The sequence below is a fragment of the Paenibacillus sp. MDV22-iso6 genome (assembly GCF_058408365.1).
Genome location: NZ_JBZVDZ010000003.1, coordinates 595,610 through 618,520 on the forward strand (window position 1 = coordinate 595,610; position 22,911 = coordinate 618,520).

Annotated in this window: 17 protein-coding genes; 15 read left to right on the forward strand and 2 right to left on the reverse strand. The window is 47.4% G+C overall.

Annotated features, from left to right (window positions below):
- Window positions 1–248: 248 nt before the first annotated feature.
- From hpf to AC4PM4_RS11825, 4 genes are all read left to right on the forward strand, one after another.
- Window positions 249–812, forward strand: coding sequence for a ribosome hibernation-promoting factor, HPF/YfiA family (hpf, locus tag AC4PM4_RS11810; protein ID WP_072733587.1), 564 nt, complete (start codon window positions 249–251; stop codon window positions 810–812).
- A gap of 782 nt (window positions 813–1,594) precedes the next feature.
- Window positions 1,595–4,099, forward strand: a complete 2,505-nt coding sequence (gene secA, locus AC4PM4_RS11815; RefSeq protein ID WP_063567525.1) for a preprotein translocase subunit SecA — start codon at window positions 1,595–1,597, stop codon at window positions 4,097–4,099.
- A gap of 435 nt (window positions 4,100–4,534) precedes the next feature.
- Window positions 4,535–5,648 (forward strand): peptide chain release factor 2 gene (prfB, locus tag AC4PM4_RS11820; protein ID WP_491613663.1). Its coding sequence is split into 2 segments (ribosomal slippage): window positions 4,535–4,606 and window positions 4,608–5,648, totalling 1,113 coding nucleotides; the frame shifts between segments, so codons are not numbered across the junction.
- Between the two features lie 99 nt (window positions 5,649–5,747).
- A complete protein-coding gene (locus AC4PM4_RS11825) occupies window positions 5,748–6,653 on the forward strand; it encodes a YitT family protein (protein ID WP_091001264.1) in 906 nt (301 codons plus the stop codon).
- Between the two features lie 225 nt (window positions 6,654–6,878).
- Here AC4PM4_RS11825 and cls read toward each other — a convergent pair whose 3' ends face one another.
- Window positions 6,879–8,327: a cardiolipin synthase gene (gene cls / locus AC4PM4_RS11830; protein ID WP_063567522.1), complete on the reverse strand. Its 1,449-nt coding sequence runs from the start codon at window positions 8,325–8,327 to the stop codon at window positions 6,879–6,881.
- 330 nt (window positions 8,328–8,657) lie between these two features.
- Here cls and argC point away from each other — a divergent pair, with 330 nt between their 5' ends.
- The 7 genes from argC (at window position 8,658) to argH (ending at window position 17,852) form a co-directional block, all read left to right on the forward strand.
- Window positions 8,658–9,707 carry an N-acetyl-gamma-glutamyl-phosphate reductase gene (gene argC / locus AC4PM4_RS11835; RefSeq protein ID WP_491613664.1) on the forward strand — a complete coding sequence of 350 codons (1,050 nt, stop codon included), beginning with the start codon at window positions 8,658–8,660 and terminating at the stop codon, window positions 9,705–9,707.
- A gap of 116 nt (window positions 9,708–9,823) precedes the next feature.
- A complete protein-coding gene (gene argJ, locus AC4PM4_RS11840) occupies window positions 9,824–11,062 on the forward strand; it encodes a bifunctional glutamate N-acetyltransferase/amino-acid acetyltransferase ArgJ (protein WP_491613665.1) in 1,239 nt (412 codons plus the stop codon).
- A 318-nt stretch (window positions 11,063–11,380) separates the two neighbouring features.
- The gene (argB, locus tag AC4PM4_RS11845; protein WP_099859214.1) at window positions 11,381–12,220 is read left to right on the forward strand and encodes an acetylglutamate kinase; all 840 of its coding nucleotides are present in this window, start codon (window positions 11,381–11,383) and stop codon (window positions 12,218–12,220) included.
- Between the two features lie 369 nt (window positions 12,221–12,589).
- A complete protein-coding gene (argD, locus tag AC4PM4_RS11850; RefSeq protein ID WP_072733581.1) occupies window positions 12,590–13,846 on the forward strand; it encodes an acetylornithine transaminase in 1,257 nt (418 codons plus the stop codon).
- 199 nt (window positions 13,847–14,045) lie between these two features.
- Complete coding sequence (gene argF, locus AC4PM4_RS11855) at window positions 14,046–15,014, forward strand: ornithine carbamoyltransferase (RefSeq protein WP_072733580.1); 969 nt, start codon at window positions 14,046–14,048, stop codon at window positions 15,012–15,014.
- Window positions 15,015–15,107: 93 nt separating this feature from the next.
- On the forward strand, window positions 15,108–16,343 hold the full coding sequence (locus tag AC4PM4_RS11860) for an argininosuccinate synthase (protein WP_063567516.1): 1,236 nt from the start codon (window positions 15,108–15,110) through the stop codon (window positions 16,341–16,343).
- 105 nt (window positions 16,344–16,448) lie between these two features.
- The gene (gene argH, locus AC4PM4_RS11865) at window positions 16,449–17,852 is read left to right on the forward strand and encodes an argininosuccinate lyase (RefSeq protein ID WP_053779582.1); all 1,404 of its coding nucleotides are present in this window, start codon (window positions 16,449–16,451) and stop codon (window positions 17,850–17,852) included.
- Window positions 17,853–18,020: 168 nt separating this feature from the next.
- On the opposite strand, the gene AC4PM4_RS11870 is transcribed toward argH, so the two are convergent.
- Window positions 18,021–18,809 carry an alpha/beta hydrolase gene (locus AC4PM4_RS11870; RefSeq protein WP_491613666.1) on the reverse strand — a complete coding sequence of 263 codons (789 nt, stop codon included), beginning with the start codon at window positions 18,807–18,809 and terminating at the stop codon, window positions 18,021–18,023.
- Window positions 18,810–19,030: 221 nt separating this feature from the next.
- Between AC4PM4_RS11870 and AC4PM4_RS11875 the strand changes: the two genes are divergently transcribed.
- The 4 genes from AC4PM4_RS11875 (at window position 19,031) to AC4PM4_RS11890 (ending at window position 22,756) form a co-directional block, all read left to right on the forward strand.
- A complete protein-coding gene (locus AC4PM4_RS11875) occupies window positions 19,031–19,654 on the forward strand; it encodes a YhbD family protein (protein WP_090811888.1) in 624 nt (207 codons plus the stop codon).
- 14 nt (window positions 19,655–19,668) lie between these two features.
- On the forward strand, window positions 19,669–20,394 hold the full coding sequence (locus AC4PM4_RS11880; RefSeq protein WP_063567513.1) for a polymer-forming cytoskeletal protein: 726 nt from the start codon (window positions 19,669–19,671) through the stop codon (window positions 20,392–20,394).
- Between the two features lie 57 nt (window positions 20,395–20,451).
- The gene (locus AC4PM4_RS11885; RefSeq protein WP_491613667.1) at window positions 20,452–21,123 is read left to right on the forward strand and encodes a hypothetical protein; all 672 of its coding nucleotides are present in this window, start codon (window positions 20,452–20,454) and stop codon (window positions 21,121–21,123) included.
- A gap of 73 nt (window positions 21,124–21,196) precedes the next feature.
- On the forward strand, window positions 21,197–22,756 hold the full coding sequence (locus AC4PM4_RS11890; RefSeq protein ID WP_491613668.1) for an MDR family MFS transporter: 1,560 nt from the start codon (window positions 21,197–21,199) through the stop codon (window positions 22,754–22,756).
- The last annotated feature ends 155 nt before the right edge of the window (window positions 22,757–22,911 follow it).

Consider the following 22,911-nt stretch of genomic DNA (forward strand, 5'->3'; position numbering starts at 1 on the left):
CTATGAAGTATACCCTAATAGATTGAAGGAGCTCGGAAACGGTTAATTACATCATCAAGCGCCTAATAAGATCATCCATGTTAATTAACGATTATGCCTCAAAATGGTGAAATATCGCGAAATATGGCGGCAAGCCTATGCTGGCTGATGTGGCTTGAACAGATGTCATTATTCGGTCACCGGGAGTTTTTACATGGCGCTTACATTCGTGTTATAATGAAGTGGCAAAGGAAAAGGAGGAGTGCCCTATGAATTTAAGTATTCGAGGTCAACAAATCGAGGTTACCGATGCTTTGAAGGATTATGTCGACAAAAAGTTGAGTAGACTCGAGAAGTATTTCGATGCACCCCTTAACTCTGACGGTGCTGTTACCCTGAGCACGACGAGAGGCTTGCATACAGTAGAGGTGACGATCCCTTTGAAAGGCATTGTGCTCCGCGCCGAGGATGAGAGCGACGATATGTACGCTTCCATTGACTCCGTGGTGGACAAGCTGGAACGTCAGATCCGTAAACACAAAACGAAAATTAACCGTAAGTTCCGCCAGGAAGGCAGCCTGAAAACGCTCTTCGTCGAAGATCCGACAGGTACAGTGGCTACCGCTGAACTGGATACGGAGACCGAAGATGATGACCTGGAAGTGGTGCGGACGAAACGGTTTATGTTGAAACCAATGGACGTGGAAGAGGCTATCCTCCAAATGAACATGGTCGGCCACAATTTCTTCGTATTCTCCAACATTGAGAACGAAGAAGTCAGCGTTGTGTACAAACGGAACGATGGTAAATACGGTTTGATTGAACAAGGTTAAACTAATGAATTGAAATGAAAAATGATTCCTTATTGATAACGAATGAAGACAGGGATACTTTGGATTCCTGTAATGGATTAAACTAACAAGAGCCTCCATCCTTTATGGGATGGGGCTCTTTTGCGCGTACTGGGGCTGGAAAAAAGTCGCTAAAGTAAGTTTGTGAAACTATTTCCCATGCTACTGCGTCTAATAGTATAGTAGGAATGAGACAAATCTATGCAAAGTGAATGCAAAATTATAAGTACTCACGGAGAAGTCGTTAAAACATATTCTTTTTCTCTATATTGATATTTTCATCCAAATTTACCATCAAAATTCGTTAACATGCCTTATCTAACTGGAAAATGAAACGATAGAATCCAGGGCTTCCGCTAACGACTATGATTTTTTGCAATTAAACTCCATCGAAGAGGCTTCAGAAGTTCAAAGAAGTGTGCCGTGGCGTGTTGCGGCGACCCTTACAAACTGTTACAATTTATGCAAGAGAATCATTGTCCTGATGAGGAATTGTCAACGAATGATCGCTAATCATAATCAATGACAGGCACAGCACCATGAACATGATTCATAAGGCTCGGTATTCGGCTTATTTCTAATAACCGGATCCGGTTGAATACCGAATCAGCTTCATGAGGGAACCTTGGCAAGCCTGGAGTTGATTCATTTATATTATTTTTTATATCGTTTGTCACCCCCGGGCAAGTGGATGCATATCCATCCGATGGTGTCGCGTGGCGGCAGCAGGGGGTCTATTCTGTTTTGCACGAAAGGGGTATACCATGCTAGGACTTGTCAAAAAGATCTTCGGCGACATGAACGAACGTGATGTTAAACGTCTGATGAAGACAGTCGATGTGATCAATAAACTGGAACCACAATTTCAGGCTCTGTCTGATGAACAACTGAAATCCAAAACGGATGAATTCCGTGCCCGCATTGAAAAGGGAGAGACAACAGATGAACTTCTTCCTGAAGCATTTGCAACCGTACGTGAGGCATCTCGCCGTGTACTGGGCAAACGTCACTATGACGTACAGATGCTCGGAGGCATTGCCCTGCATGAAGGCCGGATTTCAGAGATGAAGACGGGTGAAGGTAAGACACTGGTAGGAACACTCCCGGTATACCTGAATGCATTGACGTCCAAAGGTGTACACGTGGTAACAGTCAATGATTATTTGGCTCAACGGGATAGCCAGGAAATGGGACAAATCTATGAATTCATGGGCATGACGGTAGGGGTTAACCTGAGCGGTATGGACCATGCTTTGAAACAACATGCTTATGCATGTGATATTACGTACGGTACCAATAATGAATTCGGCTTTGACTATCTGCGTGACAACATGGTGTTGTACAAAGAGCAGATGGTACAACGTCCATTGTTCTTCTGTATCATTGATGAAGTGGACTCCATTCTGGTCGATGAGGCACGTACACCTCTGATCATTTCCGGACAAGCTCAGAAATCGACAGATCTGTACTATGCAGCTGACCGTTTCGTGAAACGTCTGGTTCCAGAAGAAGACTTTACGGTGGACATCAAGGTGAAATCCGTAGCGCTGACTGAAGCTGGTGTGGCAAAAGCTGAGAAAGCATTTGGTATCGAAAACTTGTATGATCATGCCAACGTTACGCTCAACCATCACATCGTACAGGGATTGAAAGCCAATGTAATCATGCGTCGTGATGTTGACTATGTGGTGAGTGATGAAGAAGTACTGATCGTCGATGAATTCACAGGCCGTCTGATGGCTGGACGTCGTTATAGCGATGGATTGCACCAAGCGATCGAAGCCAAAGAAGGCATTGAAGTACAGAACGAGAGCATGACTCTTGCTACAATTACATTCCAGAACTATTTCCGGATGTACCGCAAGCTCGCGGGAATGACGGGTACAGCGAAGACCGAGGAAGAAGAATTCAAAAAAATCTACGGTCTCGAAGTATTGCAGATTCCAACCAACCGTCCGAACAAACGGGATGATATGGCTGATGTGGTGTACAAGAGCATCGATGGCAAGTTCAACGCGGTTGTGGAAGAAATCGTTGCACGTCACAGCAAGAACCAACCGGTTCTGGTTGGTACGGTCTCCATCGAAAACTCCGAGCGTATTTCTGATATGCTGAAACGCCGTGGTGTCCGTCACCAGGTATTGAATGCCAAATATCACGCTGAGGAAGCTGAGATCATCACAGGAGCCGGACAAGCGGGTGCAGTAACAATTGCAACCAACATGGCTGGACGGGGTACAGATATTATCCTGGGCGAAGGTGTAGCTGAAGTGGGCGGCCTTCATATCATCGGTACAGAGCGTCATGAATCTCGCCGGATTGATAACCAGCTGCGTGGACGTGCTGGACGTCAGGGTGACCCGGGTTCTACACAGTTCTACCTGTCACTGGGTGATGAACTGATGAGACGTTTCGGAGCAGACAATGTACTGAACATGATGGAGCGTCTTGGTTTTGAAGAAGACCAACCGATTGAGAGCCGGATGATTACCCGTGCGGTAGAGTCGGCACAAAAACGGGTTGAAGGTAATAACTTTGACGTACGTAAAGTCGTTCTCCAATATGATGATGTCATGAACCAACAACGTGAAATTATATATAAACAGCGCCGCGAGGTGCTTGAGTCCGAGAATATTAAACAGATCGTTATGGATATGATCAAGCCTTCCATTGAACGTATTGTAGAAGCTCATTGCAGTGATGACATTCCGGAAAACTGGGAACTGCAGGAAGTTGCCGACTACATGAACAGCAAATTGCTGGATGAAGGCTCTGTAACGAAAGATGATCTGTGGGGCAAAGAAGCAGAAGAGATTATCGACTACCTGTTTGAGAAAGTTCAGAACAAGTACAATGCACGAGAAGAGCGAATCGGTGAAGAGATGGTTCGTGAGTTCGAGAAAGTGGTTGTGCTTCGCGCAGTAGATAGCAAATGGATGGATCATATTGATGCGATGGATCAATTGCGTCAAGGTATCCACCTTCGTGCCTACGGCGGTACAGATCCACTGCGTGAGTACCAGTTTGAAGGCTTCGAAATGTTCCATCAGATGATCGCTTCGATTCAGGAAGAAGTGGCAACTTATGTGATGAGAGCACAAATCGAGAGCAATCAGGAGCGTCAAGCAGTTGTTGACGAAAGTCAGATCTCGACAAGCGGCGAACCTACGGAGAAACGTCCGGTAAAAGTGTCTGACCAAATCGGACGTAACGATGCTTGTCCATGTGGCAGCGGCAAAAAGTTTAAACACTGCCACGGTCAAGAGTAGACTCTCTTATATTACCCTGTGTATAAGTTGGATCTGAATTTTTTACACCATAACGGAGAGTGCGGAAGCAATCTGGAGAAGCTACGTGTTCGCCTTTATCACCGGATTTTTCCCTTGTGAGAGGGAATCGAGAAAATCTGGGGATAAGAGCGATCGGAAGATGCTACTGCAATTGGAGTGGTAAGGTGTAACGAATGCTGGATCAACTTAAATAGAATGACATGAACGGCTCCTTGCAGCCGGGTATTCCAAATGATCAAGTGAAGGATGCATAACCTGTAATTGGTGCATAGTTATAACTATGTGACCAAGAGCATGGAGAAGAGGATTGCCGACATAAAGGTAACCTAGACTCCAAGGTGAAGCATCGGAAACTTGATCTGGAGGAATGCCCTGGATGCGGGGAGCTTATCTTAATGAAAAGAGGAATTGCACATGATCGATCCAAGCGTGAAGCAGGACCTGCGTGAAATAGGCAAGAAACTAACAAATCTTAGGGGGTCTCTTTGACTTAGATCTTAAGCAAGAGATGATCGAAAACTTCGAAGTGAAGATGTCCGCCCCGGATTTCTGGGATGATAATGATAAGGCACAATCTTTAATCGCTGAGCTGAACGCGGTAAAGGGATCTGTGGATCAATACACCAAGCTGCAGCAAGATTATGACGATGCGGTCATGATGTCAGAACTGGCTGACGAAGAAGGCGATGATGATCTGGCTGTGGAGATCGGCAACAGCGTGACAGCCATCGTAAGCAAGGTAGAAGCGTTCGAGCTACAGCTTCTCCTGAATCAGCCGTATGACAAGATGAATGCGATTCTGGAGCTTCACCCGGGTGCTGGTGGTACCGAGTCACAGGACTGGGGACAGATGCTGATGCGGATGTATACACGCTGGGCTGAGAAACGTGGCTTCAAGGTTGAGGTGCTGGATTATCTGGCAGGAGATGAAGCAGGCATCAAGAGTGTCACGTTATCCATCAAGGGGCATAACGCTTATGGGTATCTGAAAGCCGAAAAGGGTGTCCACCGATTGGTGCGGATCTCACCTTTTGACTCCTCAGGACGCAGACATACTTCCTTCGTATCCTGTGATGTGGTTCCTGAGATTGATGACACCATTGAATTGGACATTCGGACAGAAGACCTCAAAATCGATACGTACCGTGCGAGCGGCGCGGGTGGACAGCATATCAATACCACCGACTCAGCCGTACGGATTACTCACCTTCCAACAGGTGTGGTTGTAACGTGTCAGAATGAACGGTCACAGATTAAGAACCGTGAACGAGCGATGACGATGCTTCGTTCCAAATTGTATGAACGTAAAATTGAAGAACAAAAACAACAGCTGGACGAAATCCGAGGAGAACAGTCGGATATTGCGTGGGGTAGCCAGATTCGGTCCTATGTGTTCCATCCCTATAGTATGGTAAAGGATCACCGTACGAGCGTGGAGACTGGAAACACAGGAGCAGTAATGGATGGCGACCTCGATGGATTCATCGATGGTTATTTGCGCAGCCAGATTAAAGTAGATACCGATTAATCAAAAGTTCTTGTATAGACCCGATACGTGTAGGCGTATGCTGGGTGTATACAGGGGCTTTTTTTTGAGCATATATACAAAAAAGGAGAGCAAGATGACATGCAACAGCAACAACCGTTACACAATAACCGCAAGAAGAGGCTAACCACGCTCATTCCCCTGAACGGCCCATGGAGAAACGTTGTAGATACCGTATCCATTATTTTAGGTTCGTTTTTGATTGCCGTGGCCTTTAATTTATTTTTACTTCCGAATCAGATTGCTTCAGGTGGGGTATCCGGGTTATCGATATTGGGCAAACATTGGCTGGGACTTGAGCCGGCATACACCCAGTGGGCTATTAATATTCCGCTTCTGATCGCTGGTTTTCTCCTGATTGGCAAGCAGTATGGTATACGTTCTGTACTCGGCAGCGTTGTACTGCCACTGTTTGTATATCTTACGAAAGACTGGGCCATTCCAACAACGAATCCACTGCTCGGTTCTCTCTATGGAGGAATTGGGGTTGGTCTCGGGATTGGAATTGTATACCGAGGTAGAGGTTCAACAGGGGGCATGAGTATTCTGGCCAGAATCGTTCAGAAATACAGCGGACTGAGTTACTCTCTTTGCGTTGTGATGATGGATGCTACGGTCATTATTATGGCAGCCTTTGTATTGTCATTGGAGCAGTCACTCTTTGCTCTGATCGGGTTATACGTTACAGGAAAAGTCATTGATGCCGTCGAGATGGGGCTTGGTAACTCCAAGGTAGCTTATATTATTTCCAACCAGACCGAACCGATTACGAAGGTGATTCTGGATGATCTGGATCGCGGACTGACGAAGCTGGAGGCAAAAGGTGGTTACACCGATGATCAGCGAACCGTACTGATGGTGGTCGTTGGACAGAATGAGGTGCCTAGACTGAAAGCTTTAATTCGGTCCGTGGACCCGGGGGCTTTTGTCATTATTAGCAATGCGCATGAAGTACTGGGCGAAGGCTTTAAGCGTGGGGAATTGTAAGGTACAGCGAGTAGGGCACTCTATAAATCAAACTTAACACATTCACATGATAACGGAGAGCACTCTAGAGGTCATTCGTTTAACTTATAAGAAAGTAAATATATAATCTAAAAAAGCAGGTACTCCTCCACCAGAAATAGCTGGAAAGGAAGTACCTGCTTTTTGTTTTGTCTTTTGGAACGAAAATCACTGTACTACTTACTGTATCTGTTATAACTACTGTATTTACAGAATCGGAGACAGCAGACGAGAAATCGCTTCTTTAAATTTGATCTTCACACTGCGTTTATTGTATTCCTCCAGCGTCATCTCACGGGATACAAGAAGATCATGCTCAAACGTCTGCACAAGAGTAGTCGCAATCGCCTCGTCATACATAAATGCATTTACCTCAAAGTTCAATCGGAAGCTGCGGTAATCAATATTAGCGGTTCCCACGGATGCGACCATACTGTCGATAATGAGCGTTTTGGCATGAATAAAGCCGTTATCGTAGATGAACACGGTTGCTCCCACCTTTAACAACTCACCGATATAAGATAGCGTAGCCCAATATACGAAGGCGTGATCCGGTTTATTTGGAATCATAATGCGAACATCGATTCCTGACAGGCACGCAAGACGAATGGCTTCGAATACACTGGCATCTGGAATAAAATAAGGTGTTTGGATCAGAATCGAATGTTTGGCTCCATTAATCATTTTCAGATAACTGTTCTTGATATGCTCTGTCTCTGCATCCGGTCCGCTGGATACAATCTGCATAGCAGTTGTTCCTGTGCCCTCAATATGAGGGAAATGCGCCGGAACATATGGGGTATCGTGCTGCTTAGACGCTTCATTCCAATCGAGAAGAAAACGGGTCTGAAGAGCATGAACAGCATTACCCTGAATACGCAAATGAGTATCGCGCCAGTAACCGAACTTGGAATTCAAGCCGAGGTATTCATCGCCTACATTAAACCCGCCTGTATATCCAAGGTTGCCATCAATGATGACGATTTTGCGGTGATTTCGGTAGTTCATACGCAGGTTGATCAGACTGAATTTGGATGGGAAAAAGACTTCAACCAACCCGCCTGCTTCGCGCAATTCTTTGAAAAAGCGTTTGGATACCCGCCGTGATCCCAACGCGTCATACAGCAGACGAACTTTGACACCTTCTTGCGCTTTACGAATAAGTGCATCCCGGATTCTTTTACCGAGTCGGTCTCCTCTATAAATGTAATATTGCACATGAACATGATCTTTCGCTGCCTCAATATCATCGAGCAACCGCTGAAATTTGTCTGTTCCGTCGGTAATAATCTCGACCGCATTGTCTTCCGTCAACAGAGCATCGTTTTGCTTCAGGTTCATATATATCATGTCCTGACTACTCTCTGTCGCTTGATTACGGAAAGGTGTTCTATTATCTTGCAGCTGTGCAAGCTGGGCAGCAATACGTTCTTCAAGCCCAAGCTTCTTGCGCTCTTTCCACTGGAAAAGTCGGTAGCGCGTCAGGTTTTGCCCTGTTAATAAGTAGAGTACAAACCCGAACACCGGAATAAAGTTCAAGACGAGCAGCCAAGCCCAGGATGCACTGGCATCCTTTCGTTCGAAGAAAACGACCGCTGCAGCGAAAATAATATTCAGGCCCAGGAGTACAACAAGTAAAATGGATTCGATATGCACTGTAGTCCCCCATGTCTCATAATGACCATCATGAATCCATTCATAAACCCTTCATCGTGTAGATTGATTATGAATTAGACCCTGGTTGTAATGTTTCCTATAATACGTATTTTAGCAGAAGTATACGGGTTCGTCCGCAGATGTTGGAAAGATATGTTCGGAAGCGATGAGAATCCATGTAAAATTGATGATAGAGTGTTGTATTTATATAACTAGAGTCGTATAATAATACACAAATATGCATAGAAGCGACGGAATTGCTGTATGAAAGCTCATTGGGAGCAGGAGAACAGTATAAGTAGCGCATACGACAAGATTGGGGGAGCGAGAGTGAATAACAAATTAAAAGTGGCAATCGTCGGTTCCACCGGCTACGGCGGGGTGGAGCTGATTCGTTTTTTCCAGAACCATCCGCAGGTTGAAATTACTTCGGTAATCTCTTCATCCAGCAGTGGTGAGTCCATCGCAGATGGATTCCCGCATTTGACGGACGTGATTCAGAGGCCACTCGACGGCGTAGACCCGGCTGAGATCGCAAGTCGTGCAGATCTGGTGTTCACAGCAACCCCGTCTGGTGTAAGCGCAAAGCTCGTTCCGAGTCTGCTTGAAGCAGGTCTTAGAGTCATTGATCTGTCTGGAGATTTCAGACTTAAGGACGGAACGGTGTATGAAGAGTGGTATAAACATCCAGCACCATCTGCTTCATTGCTGGAACAGGCGGTATACGGCATGGCAGAGGTGTATGGCGACGAAGTGAAGGGCAAGAACTTTATTTCCAACCCAGGTTGCTACCCAACGGCTACGTTACTCGGATTGATTCCAGCTGTTGAGGCGGGATGGATTGACCCTTCCAGTATCATCATTGATGCCAAATCCGGCGTATCGGGTGCGGGACGGGGAACAAGTCTGACGAATCATTATGCAGAAATGAATGAGAATTTTAAAGCATATAAACTGAACAAACATCAGCATATTCCTGAAATTGAGCAAGTGCTGGGGAATATCACTGGCACTCCAGTCACAGTAACGTTCACAACTCAACTGGTGCCGATGACGCGTGGAATCATGAGTACGATGTATGCCAATCTAACTGGTGAACACAGTGACCGTGAAATCGTTGATCTGTACCGCAAATATTATGAGAATCGCCGGTTTGTGCGTGTACGTGAGCCGGGGATCTGGCCTTCAACGAAGGAAGTGTACGGATCGAACTATTGTGATATCGGATTTGCGGCTGACCCTCGTACAGGTCGTTTGACGATTATTTCGGTCATCGACAACCTGGTGAAAGGTGCATCCGGGCAAGCCATTCAAAATATGAACCTGATGATGGGATGGGAGGAGAACCTCGGGCTGAACATGACACCGGTATATCCATAAGGTTTGAATCATTGGGAGAGTGTCTTGACGCAATTCCGAAACCACGTGGGGAAGACGGATCAGGCAAAGCAAGCGGACAATCGGCATGCAGCCGAACGCATAACGGGGGATAACATATGGGAACAAATGTGGAGCAAAAGGCTTTTACAATAGTTGAGAACGGAACGATTGTAACCCCGCACGGGTTCACTGCTGGTGGACTGCACTGCGGATTGAAAAAAACGTCTCGTAACGATATCGGAGCGATCCGCTGTGACGTGCCGGCAACAGCAGCTGCGGTGTATACAACGAACGTGTTCCAGGCCGCACCTCTGAAAGTCACACGTGAGAGCTTGAGCAATGGACGCCTTCAGGCAGTCATCGTGAACAGCGGGAATGCCAATGCATGTACTGGACAACAAGGTGAAGAGGATGCCTACGCCATGCGTACGGCGGCCGCACGTGAATTGGGGGTAGCAGAAGAGGATGTTGCTGTCGCTTCCACGGGTGTTATCGGTGAATTACTGAAGATGGACGCTGTACACTCGGGAATTACCGCACTTCCGGCACGTTTGGGCAAGGAAGCAGAAGAAGCGGAGCATTTTTCCCAAGCTATTCTGACAACCGATTTGGTGAAAAAAGAAGCCTGCGTCTCCGTTGAGGTGAACGGCAAAACGATTACGATTGCAGGTGCCGCCAAGGGATCGGGGATGATTCATCCGAATATGGCGACCATGCTGGCCTTTATGACTTCTGATGCGGTCATCGGTGCAGAAGCGTTGCAGCGCCTGCTGCGTCAGGCGACCAATCATACATTTAACATGATTACAGTGGATGGAGATACGAGCACGAACGACATGCTGGTAGCAATGTCCAGTGGTCTGGCAGGTAACGAAGAACTGACTATGGAACATCCGGATTGGGAAGCTTTTGCTGCCGGATTTACTTATGTATGTGAGGTGCTTGCCAAAGCCATTGCGCGCGATGGCGAAGGAGCAACCAAGCTGGTAGAAGTACAGGTAACGGGTGCAGTAAGTGATGAATCTGCGCAAGCTATTGCAAAGACCGTCATTGGGTCCAGCCTGGTGAAATCCGCGATGTTTGGCGCTGATGCCAACTGGGGACGGATTATTGCAGCCGTAGGGCGCGCTGGACAGCCAGTGAACCCGGAGACGGTTGATATCCGTCTGGGAGATATCTCTGTTCTTGCTCAATCCCGTCCAGTCGTATTTGACGAAGAAGCGGCGCTGGCCTACTTGCAGACCGATACCGTACGTATTGTGGTCGATCTGCACCACGGCGAGGGAACATCCATCGCCTGGGGCTGTGACCTGACGTATGACTATGTACGAATTAACGCGGCATACCGCACGTAATATTTTGTGGTTAGTTTTAGTTAATCTAGCAGCTTCATTATTGAAAAGCTGCTTTACAAAAATATGTAGAACATCTATAAGGATTAAACTTTTTGAGTTTGATCATTGACGGGGATAGTGAAAAAGTCGGAATCAATTCTGTAGAAGCGTAGCGTTCGCCTTTGTCTCCAAGTTTTTCCCTTAGAGAAGGGGAATCCAAAAAACTTGGAGACAACAGCGATCGAAAGAACGATCCGAATTTGTAACGGCTATTCCCGTCTAATCTGGATTTATTAAGTGTTAGACCTTTTAGAATATTTGAACGAAAGGAGTGCCCTCATGAATTCAACATTGCAAAATGAGAGTATCGGAACAGAGGCTGGTGCTGAGAAGCAGACGTTTGTAATGAAATGCGGAGGCAGCACGCTGGCGGCGTTGCCTGAATCCTTTTTTGCAGATCTGCGTGATTTGCAGTCCAAGGGAACACAGCCTGTCATCGTACATGGCGGCGGTCCTGCGATCTCGGATAATTTGGCGAAGCTGGGCATTGAGACCGAGTTTGTGAACGGATTGCGTAAAACAACGGAACCCGTGCTGGACGTCGTAGAGATGGTTCTTGCGGGAAGTATTAACAAACAGATCGTCCGCCTGATCCAACGAGTTGGTGGACACGCGCTGGGATTGTCGGGTGTGGACGGTGGTCTGATCCAGGCAAAACCGGTTAGCAACCATGCAGAGATTGGTTGGGTAGGTGACGTAACAGGCGTTAATGCGGAGATTATTCAAGGCATCGTAAACATGGGATATATGCCAGTTATCGCGCCAGTTGGTGTGGATGCCTCTGGCCAGCGTTATAACATCAACGCAGATACAGCCGCAGGTGCGGTAGCTTCCCATCTCGGAGTGAGTCGGATGATCGTAGTGACCGATGTCCCTGGCATTATGAAGAATGTAGGTGGCGAGAAAAAAGTGCTGCCATCCGTCTCTGTACAGGAGATCGAGGATATGATCCAAACCGGAGAAATCTATGGCGGCATGATTCCAAAGGTACGTGCAGCCATCGCTTGTATTCACGGCAAAGTGCGTGAAGTCATCATCGTAGATGGAAGCGAACCACAGATTCTGAGCCGTGTGCTTGGCGGAGAAACCATCGGAACCCGAATTATCCGTATGCAATAATTATTCTCAGTGGGCTAGTGTCTTCATGGTCTTATAGTAAATAAAAAAATATGTGCATCGCTTTTTTATATAAGAAATCTAATATTACACACACAATAACGTAGGGTGCAGAACCAATCTGAAGAATAAAAATGCATAACGTAGAGGACAGAAATAACCTGAAGAAGCGAAGCGTGCGCCTTTATCCCCGGATTTTCCCCTTTAAGGATCAATCAAAAAAATCCGGGGATAACAGCGATCGAAAGGTTGTTCTGTCATCGAAGTGGATTATGCGTACGTTCAAAAGATGGTCCTGCAATCGGAGTGGTCTAGTGTAAATTATAGCTCTTATATGATTGCCGTTGCACCAACCAATAGGAGTGATAGGTGATGGCAAAAGGCAATGAACAGCCAGGTTCTGGCACAGCAGTAGCGGGCGTAGCAGCGACAGGTGCAGCGGCACAGACGGAAAGCTCTCTTTTCCAAACGTATGCCCGTTATCCAATCAGTTTGGTCAAAGGTAAAGGCAGCTGGCTGTGGGATGATCAAGGCAATCGTTATCTTGATTTCATGTGCGGGTTGGCTGTAACGAGTCTGGGCCATGCACCGGAGAAAGTCGGAGCCAAGCTGAAAGCTCAGATTGATGAGCTGTGGCATGTATCCAACCTGTTCCAGATTCCCGGTCAGGAAAAAGCAGCGGCTTTGTTGACTGCAAATACGTGCGCAGACGCTGTATTCTTCTGTAACAGTGGTGCAGAAGCGAATGAAGCGGCAATCAAACTGGCGCGTCGCTATCACCAGAAGGTAAAAGGCACAGGTCGGTACGAAGTCATTACATTTGCCCAATCCTTCCACGGACGGACACTCGCAACCTTGACAGCAACGGGGCAGGATAAGGTGAAAGAAGGATTTTTGCCATTGCCAGCCGGATTCGTAACCGTACCATTGCATGACACAGCGGCTCTCGAAGCGGCAATCGGACCCAATACAGCAGCGATCATGCTGGAGATGGTGCAAGCCGAGGGCGGCGTGCATCCGGTCAAACCAGATTTTGTCCACCACGTTCGCAAACTGTGTGAAGAGCATGGATTGCTGCTGATTGTAGACGAAGTACAGACCGGAATGGGACGTACAGGCAAACTGTTCGCGCATGAGCATTATGGCATTGAGCCGGACATTTTCACGGTAGCCAAAGGTATTGGTAGTGGATTCCCTGTAGGTGCGATGCTGGGTAAAGGTTATTTGAAGGATGCGTTTACTGCGGGCAGTCATGCAACAACGTTTGGCGGTACACCGCTTGCTTCTTCTGTGGTTATTGCAACGATTGAAACCATGCTCGAAGATCATTTGCCAGAGCGTGCAGCTGAAATGGGCGAATACCTGATGAACTCTCTGCGGGAGCGTTTGGCTGGTAATTCGTTTGTAAAAGAAGTTCGGGGTCTTGGTCTACTTGTTGGAATCGAATGTGCTGAAGCGGTAGGCGACATCGTGCTTGCTGGTCAGAAACGAGGCATTCTCTTTGTTTCCGCAGGACCGAATGTCATTCGTCTGCTTCCAAACTTGTATGTGAGCAAGGAAGAGATCGATGAGGCAGTATCCTTGGTAGCTACGTTGATTGAAGAGCATGTTGCGGCGAAGAACGCTTAATAAGGCTTTATACAACCTTTCTGACTCGGGGCCTTCATGGGCCTCGAAGCGGAACTAAATGATGAATCATGAATCCCTGTAGCCGCGCGGTAAACTAGCGGAAGATGAAAGTGAGTAGTCGGATGGCAAGATATCAACCTTCTACACTTTTCTGCCCATGCGGGTGCAGGGAACCGGAAATAAGGAGGACAACACTAACATGACACAAGCGCAACAGACGGAAAAGGTACAGAAGGTCGATCTTAGAGGCCGAGATTTCATTGAATTTACAGATTATACAGCGGAGGAAATTCGCTATTTGCTGGACCTTGCGATTGAGATTAAAGGCAAACAGAAAAACGGTGTGCCGTATCAGCCACTTCAAGGCAAAACGATCGGACTCATTTTTGAAAAATCATCTACACGTACCCGTGTATCTTTTGAAGTCGGTATGTTCCAACTGGGCGGACACGCGCTCTTCCTGAGCAAAAATGATATCCAACTCGGTCGCGGGGAAACGACACATGATACAGCCAAAGTCCTGTCACGTTACCTGGACGGCATCATGATTCGTACCTTTGGACACCATAATGTGACTGAACTGGCACAACATGCGGATATTCCGGTTATTAACGGACTGAGCGATGCAGCACATCCGTGCCAAGTACTCGCAGACTTCCAAACTGTGCTGGAGCACAAAGGCAAGCTGGAAGGTCTGAAAATGGCTTATGTCGGAGACGGCAATAACATGGCTCATTCCCTTATGCTTGGTGCAGCGAAGATGGGTATGCATGTTGCAGTAGCGACTCCGGAAGGCTATGAGCCTGACAGCGCAGTTGTAGAGCAGGCGCGCAGCATTGCACAGGAGAGCGGCTCACAGGTGACTGTAACGTACAGTGCTCAGGAAGCTGTGAAAGATGCGGATATCGTGTATACGGATGTATGGGCGAGCATGGGTTTTGAAGAGGAACAGAAGATTCGTGAACAAGCATTCGCTGCGTATCAGGTCGATGAGGAACTGATGAAAGGCGCGAAGCCGGATTATATGTTCCTGCACTGCCTGCCAGCTCACCGTGGAGAAGAAGTGAGTGCTGGAGTGATTGACGGGCCAAACTCCCTGATCTTTGATCAGGCGGAGAACCGACTGCATGCGCAGAAAGCATTGATGGCTGCGTTAATGAGCGAATAGATGCTGTTTGCCTGAATGGGTTGATTTTAGGCGCAGATTTCGCGATGATAGATAAAAGTTTATAGCAACTGAACTTGGGGAGGACCACTGAACATGGCTAAGGAAAAAATCGTACTCGCTTATTCCGGCGGGTTGGACACATCTGTAATTTTGAAATGGTTGAAAGAAACATATGATGCGGAGATTATCGCATTTACGGCGGATATCGGACAAAAGGATGAACTGGACGGCCTTGAGGAGAAAGCTCTCGCTACAGGCGCTTCCAAAGTGTATATTGATGATCTGCGCGACGAGTTCGCCAAAGATTTCATCTATCCAATGTTCCAAGCAGGCGCCCTTTATGAAGGACAGTATCTGCTTGGCACAAGTATCGCACGTCCACTGATCGCTAAACGTATGGTGGATATCGCTCGTGCAGAAGGCGCTACTGCGATTGCTCACGGCGCTACGGGTAAAGGGAATGATCAGGTTCGTTTTGAGTTGAACGCAGCTGCGTTGACACCAGACATTCAAGTCATCGCGCCTTGGCGTCTGGAAGAATTCCGCAATCAGTTCCCTGGACGTGCCGAGATGATCGCTTACGCAGAAAAACACGGCATTCCGGTAACCGCATCGGCGGCTAAACCATACTCCACAGACCGTAACCTGCTGCATATCAGCTATGAGAGCGGCGTGCTCGAAGATCCTTGGTTCGATCCAAGTGCGGACGAGAACAAAGACATGTTCCTGCTTAGCAGTGCACCTGAAGATGCGCCGGATCAAGCGGAATATGTTGAACTTGAATTCGAACAAGGTGACTGTGTTGCACTGAATGGTGAGCGCCTGAGCCCACTGCAAGTGATGGAGCAACTGAATGAACTTGGTGGCAAACATGGTATCGGCCGTGTGGACATGGTAGAGAACCGCTTCGTTGGCATGAAGAGCCGTGGCGTATACGAGACACCAGGTGGAACAATTCTGTTCACTGCTCACCGCAAAATGGAATCCATCACGATGGATCGCGAAGTCATGAATTTGCGTGATAGCCTGATCACACGTTACAGCACACTCGTTTACAACGGCTTCTGGTTCGCACCAGAACGTCTGGCGTTGCAAGCGCTGGTGACTGAAAGCCAGAAAAATGTAACAGGTACCGTTCGTGTGAAATTGTATAAAGGCAACATCATCGGCGCAGGTGTGAAAAGCCCTGTCAGCCTGTACAACCCGGACATTGCCACGATGGAAGCTGATCCAACACAAGCCTACGATCAAGGGGATGCAACGGGCTTTATCCGCCTGAATGCATTACGTTTGAAAGTAAATTCCGGTGTGGAACAAAACAAAAACTAATTTCATTATGCATATACAGCATCACGATAATAACTGACAAGGCGGGCCGTTCTTGCACATCTGGCAGGAGCGGCTTTGTCCATGAGCGAAAGGGGAGTACTCACTGTGAGCAAGCTGTGGGGAGGACGTTTTACCAAACAAACCAATCACCTGGTTGAGGAATATACAGCGTCAATCAACTTTGACAAAGCATTGGCCGAGGAAGATATTCAAGGAAGTCTGGCTCATGTCACGATGTTGGGCAAATGTGGAATTCTGCCAGCAGAGGATGTGGAGACGATTAAGGAAGGTTTAATCACTGTTCTGCATAAAATCCGTGCAGGCGAAGTGGAATTTTCCGTATCTGATGAAGACATCCACATGAATATTGAGAAAAACCTGATCGATACCATCGGCCCTGTAGGTGGCAAATTACATACGGGACGCAGCCGGAATGACCAAGTGGCAACCGATATGCACTTGTACTTGCGTGAGCGCGTAGTTGGATTTGTTGGCATGCTGCACTCGTTGCAGGAAGCGCTGATCGGACAAGCCAAAGATAATCTTGATACGATTGTACCGGGATATACGCATCTTCAACGTGCACAACCGATTCTGTTCGCTCATCACCTGATGGCGTATGTATCGATGTTCCAACGGGATGCAGAGCGTCTTATGGACAGCTACAAACGCATTAACGTTTTGCCACTGGGTGCAGGTGCGCTTGCAGGCACAACGTTCCCAATTGACCGTCATTTTGTGGCGGAACAACTGGGCTTCGATGGTGTATATGAGAACAGTCTGGACGCGGTCAGCGACCGTGACTTTATTGTAGAGTTCCTGGCAGCCGCTTCGCTGATCATGACTCACTTGTCCCGTCTGAGCGAAGAGTTGGTACTTTGGAGCAGCACGGAGTTTGGATTTGTTGAATTGGATGATGCATTCTGCACGGGCAGCAGCATTATGCCGCAGAAGAAAAATCCAGACGTTCCGGAACTTGTTCGTGGTAAAACAGGACGTGTGTACGGCAACCTGATCGGTTTGCTGACCGTGCTGAAATCTCTGCCGCTCGCTTACAACAAAGACATGCAGGAAGACAAGGAAGGCATGTTTGACACGGTAGCGACGCTTGAGGGTGCACTTCAATTGTTCGCTCCGATGATTGCTACGATGACGGTCAACAAGGGTCGGATGCGTCAAGCAGTCAATCAGGATTTCTCCAACGCTACAGATATTGCGGACTTCCTCGTGGGCGAAGGTTTGCCATTCCGCCAAGCGCATGAAGTTATCGGTAAGACGGTATTGTATTGTATCCAGAACGGTAAGTATCTGCTGGATCTGACCATCGATGAATTCCGTCAGTTCTCTCCGTTGTTCGATGAGCGTATTTACGACGTGCTGCAACCAGAAGCGGTTGTAAATGCTCGTAACGTATACGGCGGAACAGCTTCCAATCAGGTGGCTGAGGCGATTGGACGGAGTGAAAAGGTGCTTGAAATTACAGAGCAATGGATCACCAATCGGGGATAATGCCACAGTTACTAGAATGAAATAAAGATATACAACGCAAAAGCAGGCCGAGAATTTCTTCTCAAGGCCTGCTTTTTTGTGTGTTACAACGATCTAGAATGTTCAACTCAACATTTACACGATAACAGCGATCGGAAGGTTGTTCTGTCATTGGAGTGCCAGTGTTCGCTATTCACGTTCACGCAAAGGCAACCATTTCAGCACATTCTGGATCTTCTCGTCCCAATATCCCCAGTCATGTCCACCGGGTTCTTCCTCGTACGTCAGTTGGAAATCGGTCTGTGCACAAGCTTTACGGAACGCTTGATTCTCGTCATACAGGAAGTCCTCTGTCCCACAGCATTGGTAGAGCAAAGGTTTTGGACCCTGAATTGCTTTGCTTTCTTCGAGCAGATGCAGCAAGTCATTCTCCGAGCCTTTAATCTCTGCTCCGAAAATCCGCTTGAACTCAGCATCACTTAATGCCTTAACAATTCGGTTATCCATATGCGCTACCATGTCGAGCGCTCCGGATAAACTTGCCGCAGCGGCGTATTGCTCCGGTTTGTGAAGTGCCAGCTTGAATGCCCCGTAGCCACCCATGGACAATCCGGCAACAAAGTTATCCTCACGTTTGTGTGATAGCGGGAAAAAGGAACGTGCAAGTGCAGGCAGCTCTTCACTGATGAATGTCCAGTAGCGTCCACCTTCCGCCATATCCGTATAGAAGCTGCGATGGACCTGAGGCATTACAACAGCAATACCAAGGTCCGCAACATATCGTTCGATGGATGTACGACGCAGCCAGATGGAGTCATCATCCGATAGCCCGTGCAGCAGATACAGCGTGGGATGTAACCCCAGACCGGATACGTTCTCCATTCCAATCTGATTGTGGGTCTGTTGTGGCAGGATGACATGCATGCTGGTGCTTAGACCAAGCGTGTCAGAGTAAAAGTCGCATTTAATAAGTGCCATGTATAGGAGAAACCCCTTTCATAAGTCCATTAACGATGTGTCCTGACCCGATTCAATAGGATGGGATCAGAATCCATAATGGTTCCATAGTATCTATAATAAACAGGTTATACGCAAAGCCTTTTCATTGCAATAATAAGAAATTCACCACTAGTTATTCATCTTCTTTACAGCGTAACAATGTTATGTTACACTCTTTTCAACACAAAGGGGGACCATATATGACGGATGATTTGATCTCCAAAAAAGATTTGCTGGACCTGACGGGTATCTCCTACGGCCAGTTGTACCGCTGGAAACGGAAGAATCTCATTCCGGAGGAATGGTTTATTCGGAAGTCGTCCTATACGGGACAAGAAACTTTTTTTCCAAAACAACAGATTTTACTGCGGATTGACAAGATTCTCAATATGAAAGACGGCTTGTCACTGGATGAACTGGCAGACGTGTTTTCACCAACGCTGGGTGAAGTGGAAATGTCCGCTCAGGAGCTCTTAGAGCGAAACATTGTTTCGAACATTTCGCTTGAGCTGTTGAAAGAAGCGGGTCGGGAGCGGCCGCTGTATGCTTTGGAGCAGATCATGATGCTTTATGTACTCGATAAGCTGCTAATGAGCGGAGATATTACCCGGCAGGAGGGTACGCTGCTGATCGATGTCATGTCCGAGCATTATTATCGTTTCACAGGCAAACCAAGCGAGCTGGTGCTTATTCGCAAGATGGGTGTCCCTTCATTCATGCTGGTAACAGCAGGAACAGAGCTTTATTTTGATAATGGTGTGAAGGTCGTTCTCAGGCAGTCGATGGGGACGTTCATGGAAGAGTTAAAACTCAAATTGGGATAAGGAGAGGATCATATATGGAGGAACGTAATTTGCGCAATGATCTGAACGTAGCGGGCATGAGCCAAACGGCAGGCGGGAATTTTCACCGGGTATCTATCGATGGCATGGCTAAAGTAAACGGGAACCTGGACTGTACCTCCATGAATGTGAATGGAACATTGAAGATGCACGGTGCTTTGAGCTCAGAGAGTGCAACGATCAACGGCATGTGCACGCTGAACGGCCCCTTGATTAGTTCTCGTGTTCGTGTGGATGGCTTAACAACCATTAACGGAGACCTCCGAAGCCCTGAGCTCGAAGTCAACGGGAAGTGTACTGTTCGTGGACGGGTTGATGGGGAACGGATTGATATTGGTGGCGTGATCGATATTGAAGGCGACGTACAATGTGAGTCTTTGAACGTACAGGGCAATATTAAAATTAGTGGCTTTCTGAATGCGGGAACGGTAGAGATCAGGCTGCATACATCTTCTTCGGCGAGAGAGATTGGCGGGGAACGCATTGATATTCGGCGTAAGGAACAGACTGGTTTTTGGAAAAGTATTGGCCTGGGCGGTACTCCGTCCTTCAAGTCATCCTTGATTGAGGGGGATGAAATCGTGCTGGAAGATACCGAGGCTGATATTGTTCGTGGCAGCAAGGTTCATATCGGTCGTGGCTGTAACATCAGGTTGGTTGAATATTCGGGTGAACTAGAGGTTGATCCAGATGCCAAGGTGGGCAGCAGTCAGCGGATTTAAATTTTAATATGAAAAGAAAGGGATGTGATCGATTTGAACAACCATTTTGCTGGTTCATTGGATAAAAAACATGACATTAGCATCATCGGCGATGGCAGTTCTTCTGGCGGTGTGTACGGCAAGGTCAAGGTAGTGGGGGATTCCTCATTTAATGATAATCTGATCTGTGATCAATTCAAATGCACCGGCACATCCGTCATATACGGATCTCTGGAATCAACGGATATCAAAATTACAGGAACCCTTACCCTGAAAGAGCGGGCTACTGCCGGCGACGAAGATCAGGAAGGCAATTATGCTTCTAACCTGTATGCAAAAGCTGAACATATGAAAGTAGTAGGCGAGCTTCATGTGTCAGGCGATTGTCAGGTGGAGAATATGAAGTTGAATGGCCGTTTTACGATAACGGGTATGCTCAGTGCCGAAAGTATGACACTTAAAATTATGGGTCCATCCGAGGTCAAGGAAATGGGCGGTTCCATCATATCAGTAAAGAATTCGCGGGGAAAACTGCTGGAAGGTTTGTTCACTGGTAACAAGTCTATTCTCAAGACCGATCTGATCGAAGGCGACGAAATTGAACTTGAGAACACGGAGGCCGAGATTGTACGAGGAGATAAAATAAAAATTGGCCCAGGCTGCCGAATTGGTACAGTGGAATACCGCTCTTCTCTGCAAATTCATCCGCAATCGGAAGTTTTGGTGCAAAGCAATCGGTCCTTGGACTGATTATCCGCCGTAACTTTTCGGATATACTAATTCAGTCATATGAATCGGATGTGAATGGGAGAGATTGAGTAGAATGGCTACACGTAAAAATAATATTGGATTGGTGCTGGCAGGGTTACTGCTAAGCATACTGATGGCTTCGATGGACAATACCATCGTGGCAACAGCTATGGGCGACATTGTCGGGAAGCTGGGTGGGCTCGACAAGTTCGTATGGGTGACCTCCGCTTACATGGTGGCCGAGATGGCCGGTATGCCAATCTTCGGTAAGTTATCCGATATGTACGGACGGAAGAAGTTTTTTGTTTTCGGAATACTGGTATTTATGCTCGGATCCGCATTATGTGGAACGGCAACATCAATCGTTGAGCTGACGATGTACAGAGCTATTCAAGGTATTGGTGCAGGTGCTCTGGTGCCGATTGCCTTTACGATCATGTTTGATGTGGTCGCACCGGAATCACGGGGTAAATTGGGCGGTTTGTTCGGAGCTGTGTTTGGTTTATCCAGCGTATTTGGTCCGCTGCTGGGTGCTTACATCACGCAGTATGCGACATGGGAATGGGTATTTTATATCAACCTGCCGCTTGGTTTGATTGCGTTTGTGTTTATTTCATTTTTCTACAAGGAATCTCATCAGCATCAATCCCAACAGATTGACTGGCTTGGTGCTATCACACTGATTGGTGCGGTAGTCTGTCTCATCTTCGGGCTTGAACTGGGCGGCAAAACGTATGCCTGGGGCTCATGGCAGATTCTCGGTTTGTTTGCCGGATTTGTGGTGCTAGCACTGCTCTTCCTGTTTGCAGAAACGAGAGCCAAGGAGCCCATTATCTCCTTCGGCATGTTCCGCAACCGGGTGTACTGGTCCAGTAACGTTATTGGCATGTTCAGTGGTGCGGCGTTTATTACCGCATCCGTGTACATTCCAATCTTCATCCAGGGGGTACTCGGTGGCAAAGCGACCAACTCTGGTCTTGTGTTATTGCCTATGATGTTGGGGTCCGTTGTGACGGCTTCCATGGGTGGGGTACTGATGACCAAAATCAAGTATCGCAACATTATGATTCCTACGCTGGCGTTGCTGGTGGTTGGTCTTGGATTGCTGACAACGCTGGATGAAACCTCATCTCTATGGACGATACGTATATTCATGGTGATGATTGGTCTCGGTGTCGGGGCATCATTCTCGGTGCTCAGCAATGCAGCCATGAACGCGTTTGAACCGCAAAGACGCGGAGCAGCAAGCTCTACACTTAACTTCCTGCGTTCACTTGGGATGACGATGGGCATTACGATCTTTGGTATCGTGCAGAGCCAGGTATTTACGCGCAAAATGAATGATGCCCTTGCCGGATCAGCGGCGGAAGCGGGTGGTGCTGGTGCTCCTGCAGGCGGCGTGCCTCAGGGAGTGGATCTGAGTGATCCGCATGCGCTGCTATCGCCAGAGCTGAGAAAAGCGATTCCGCCTCAGGTGCTGGATACCATTACGCATGCGTTGTCTTCATCCATCGTGCAGCTCTTTGCCTGGGCTGCGATCCCGGCTGCACTCGCGTTGATTGCTGCTTTCTTCATGGGTAATGAGAAGATGGTTATCGGTGAGGAGCAGAAAGAGTACACAGGCGGACATTAAAAGGTTTCAGTCTAATCAATACACAATATGTATCTGTAAAACAAACGAAAGACACATCTCTCGAAGGACCCCGAATGGGGAACAGGAGATGTGTCTTTTTCTATTTGTTATTACTTTTGCTAAATTGAGCGTATCTATTTGCACTCATGTGAAAG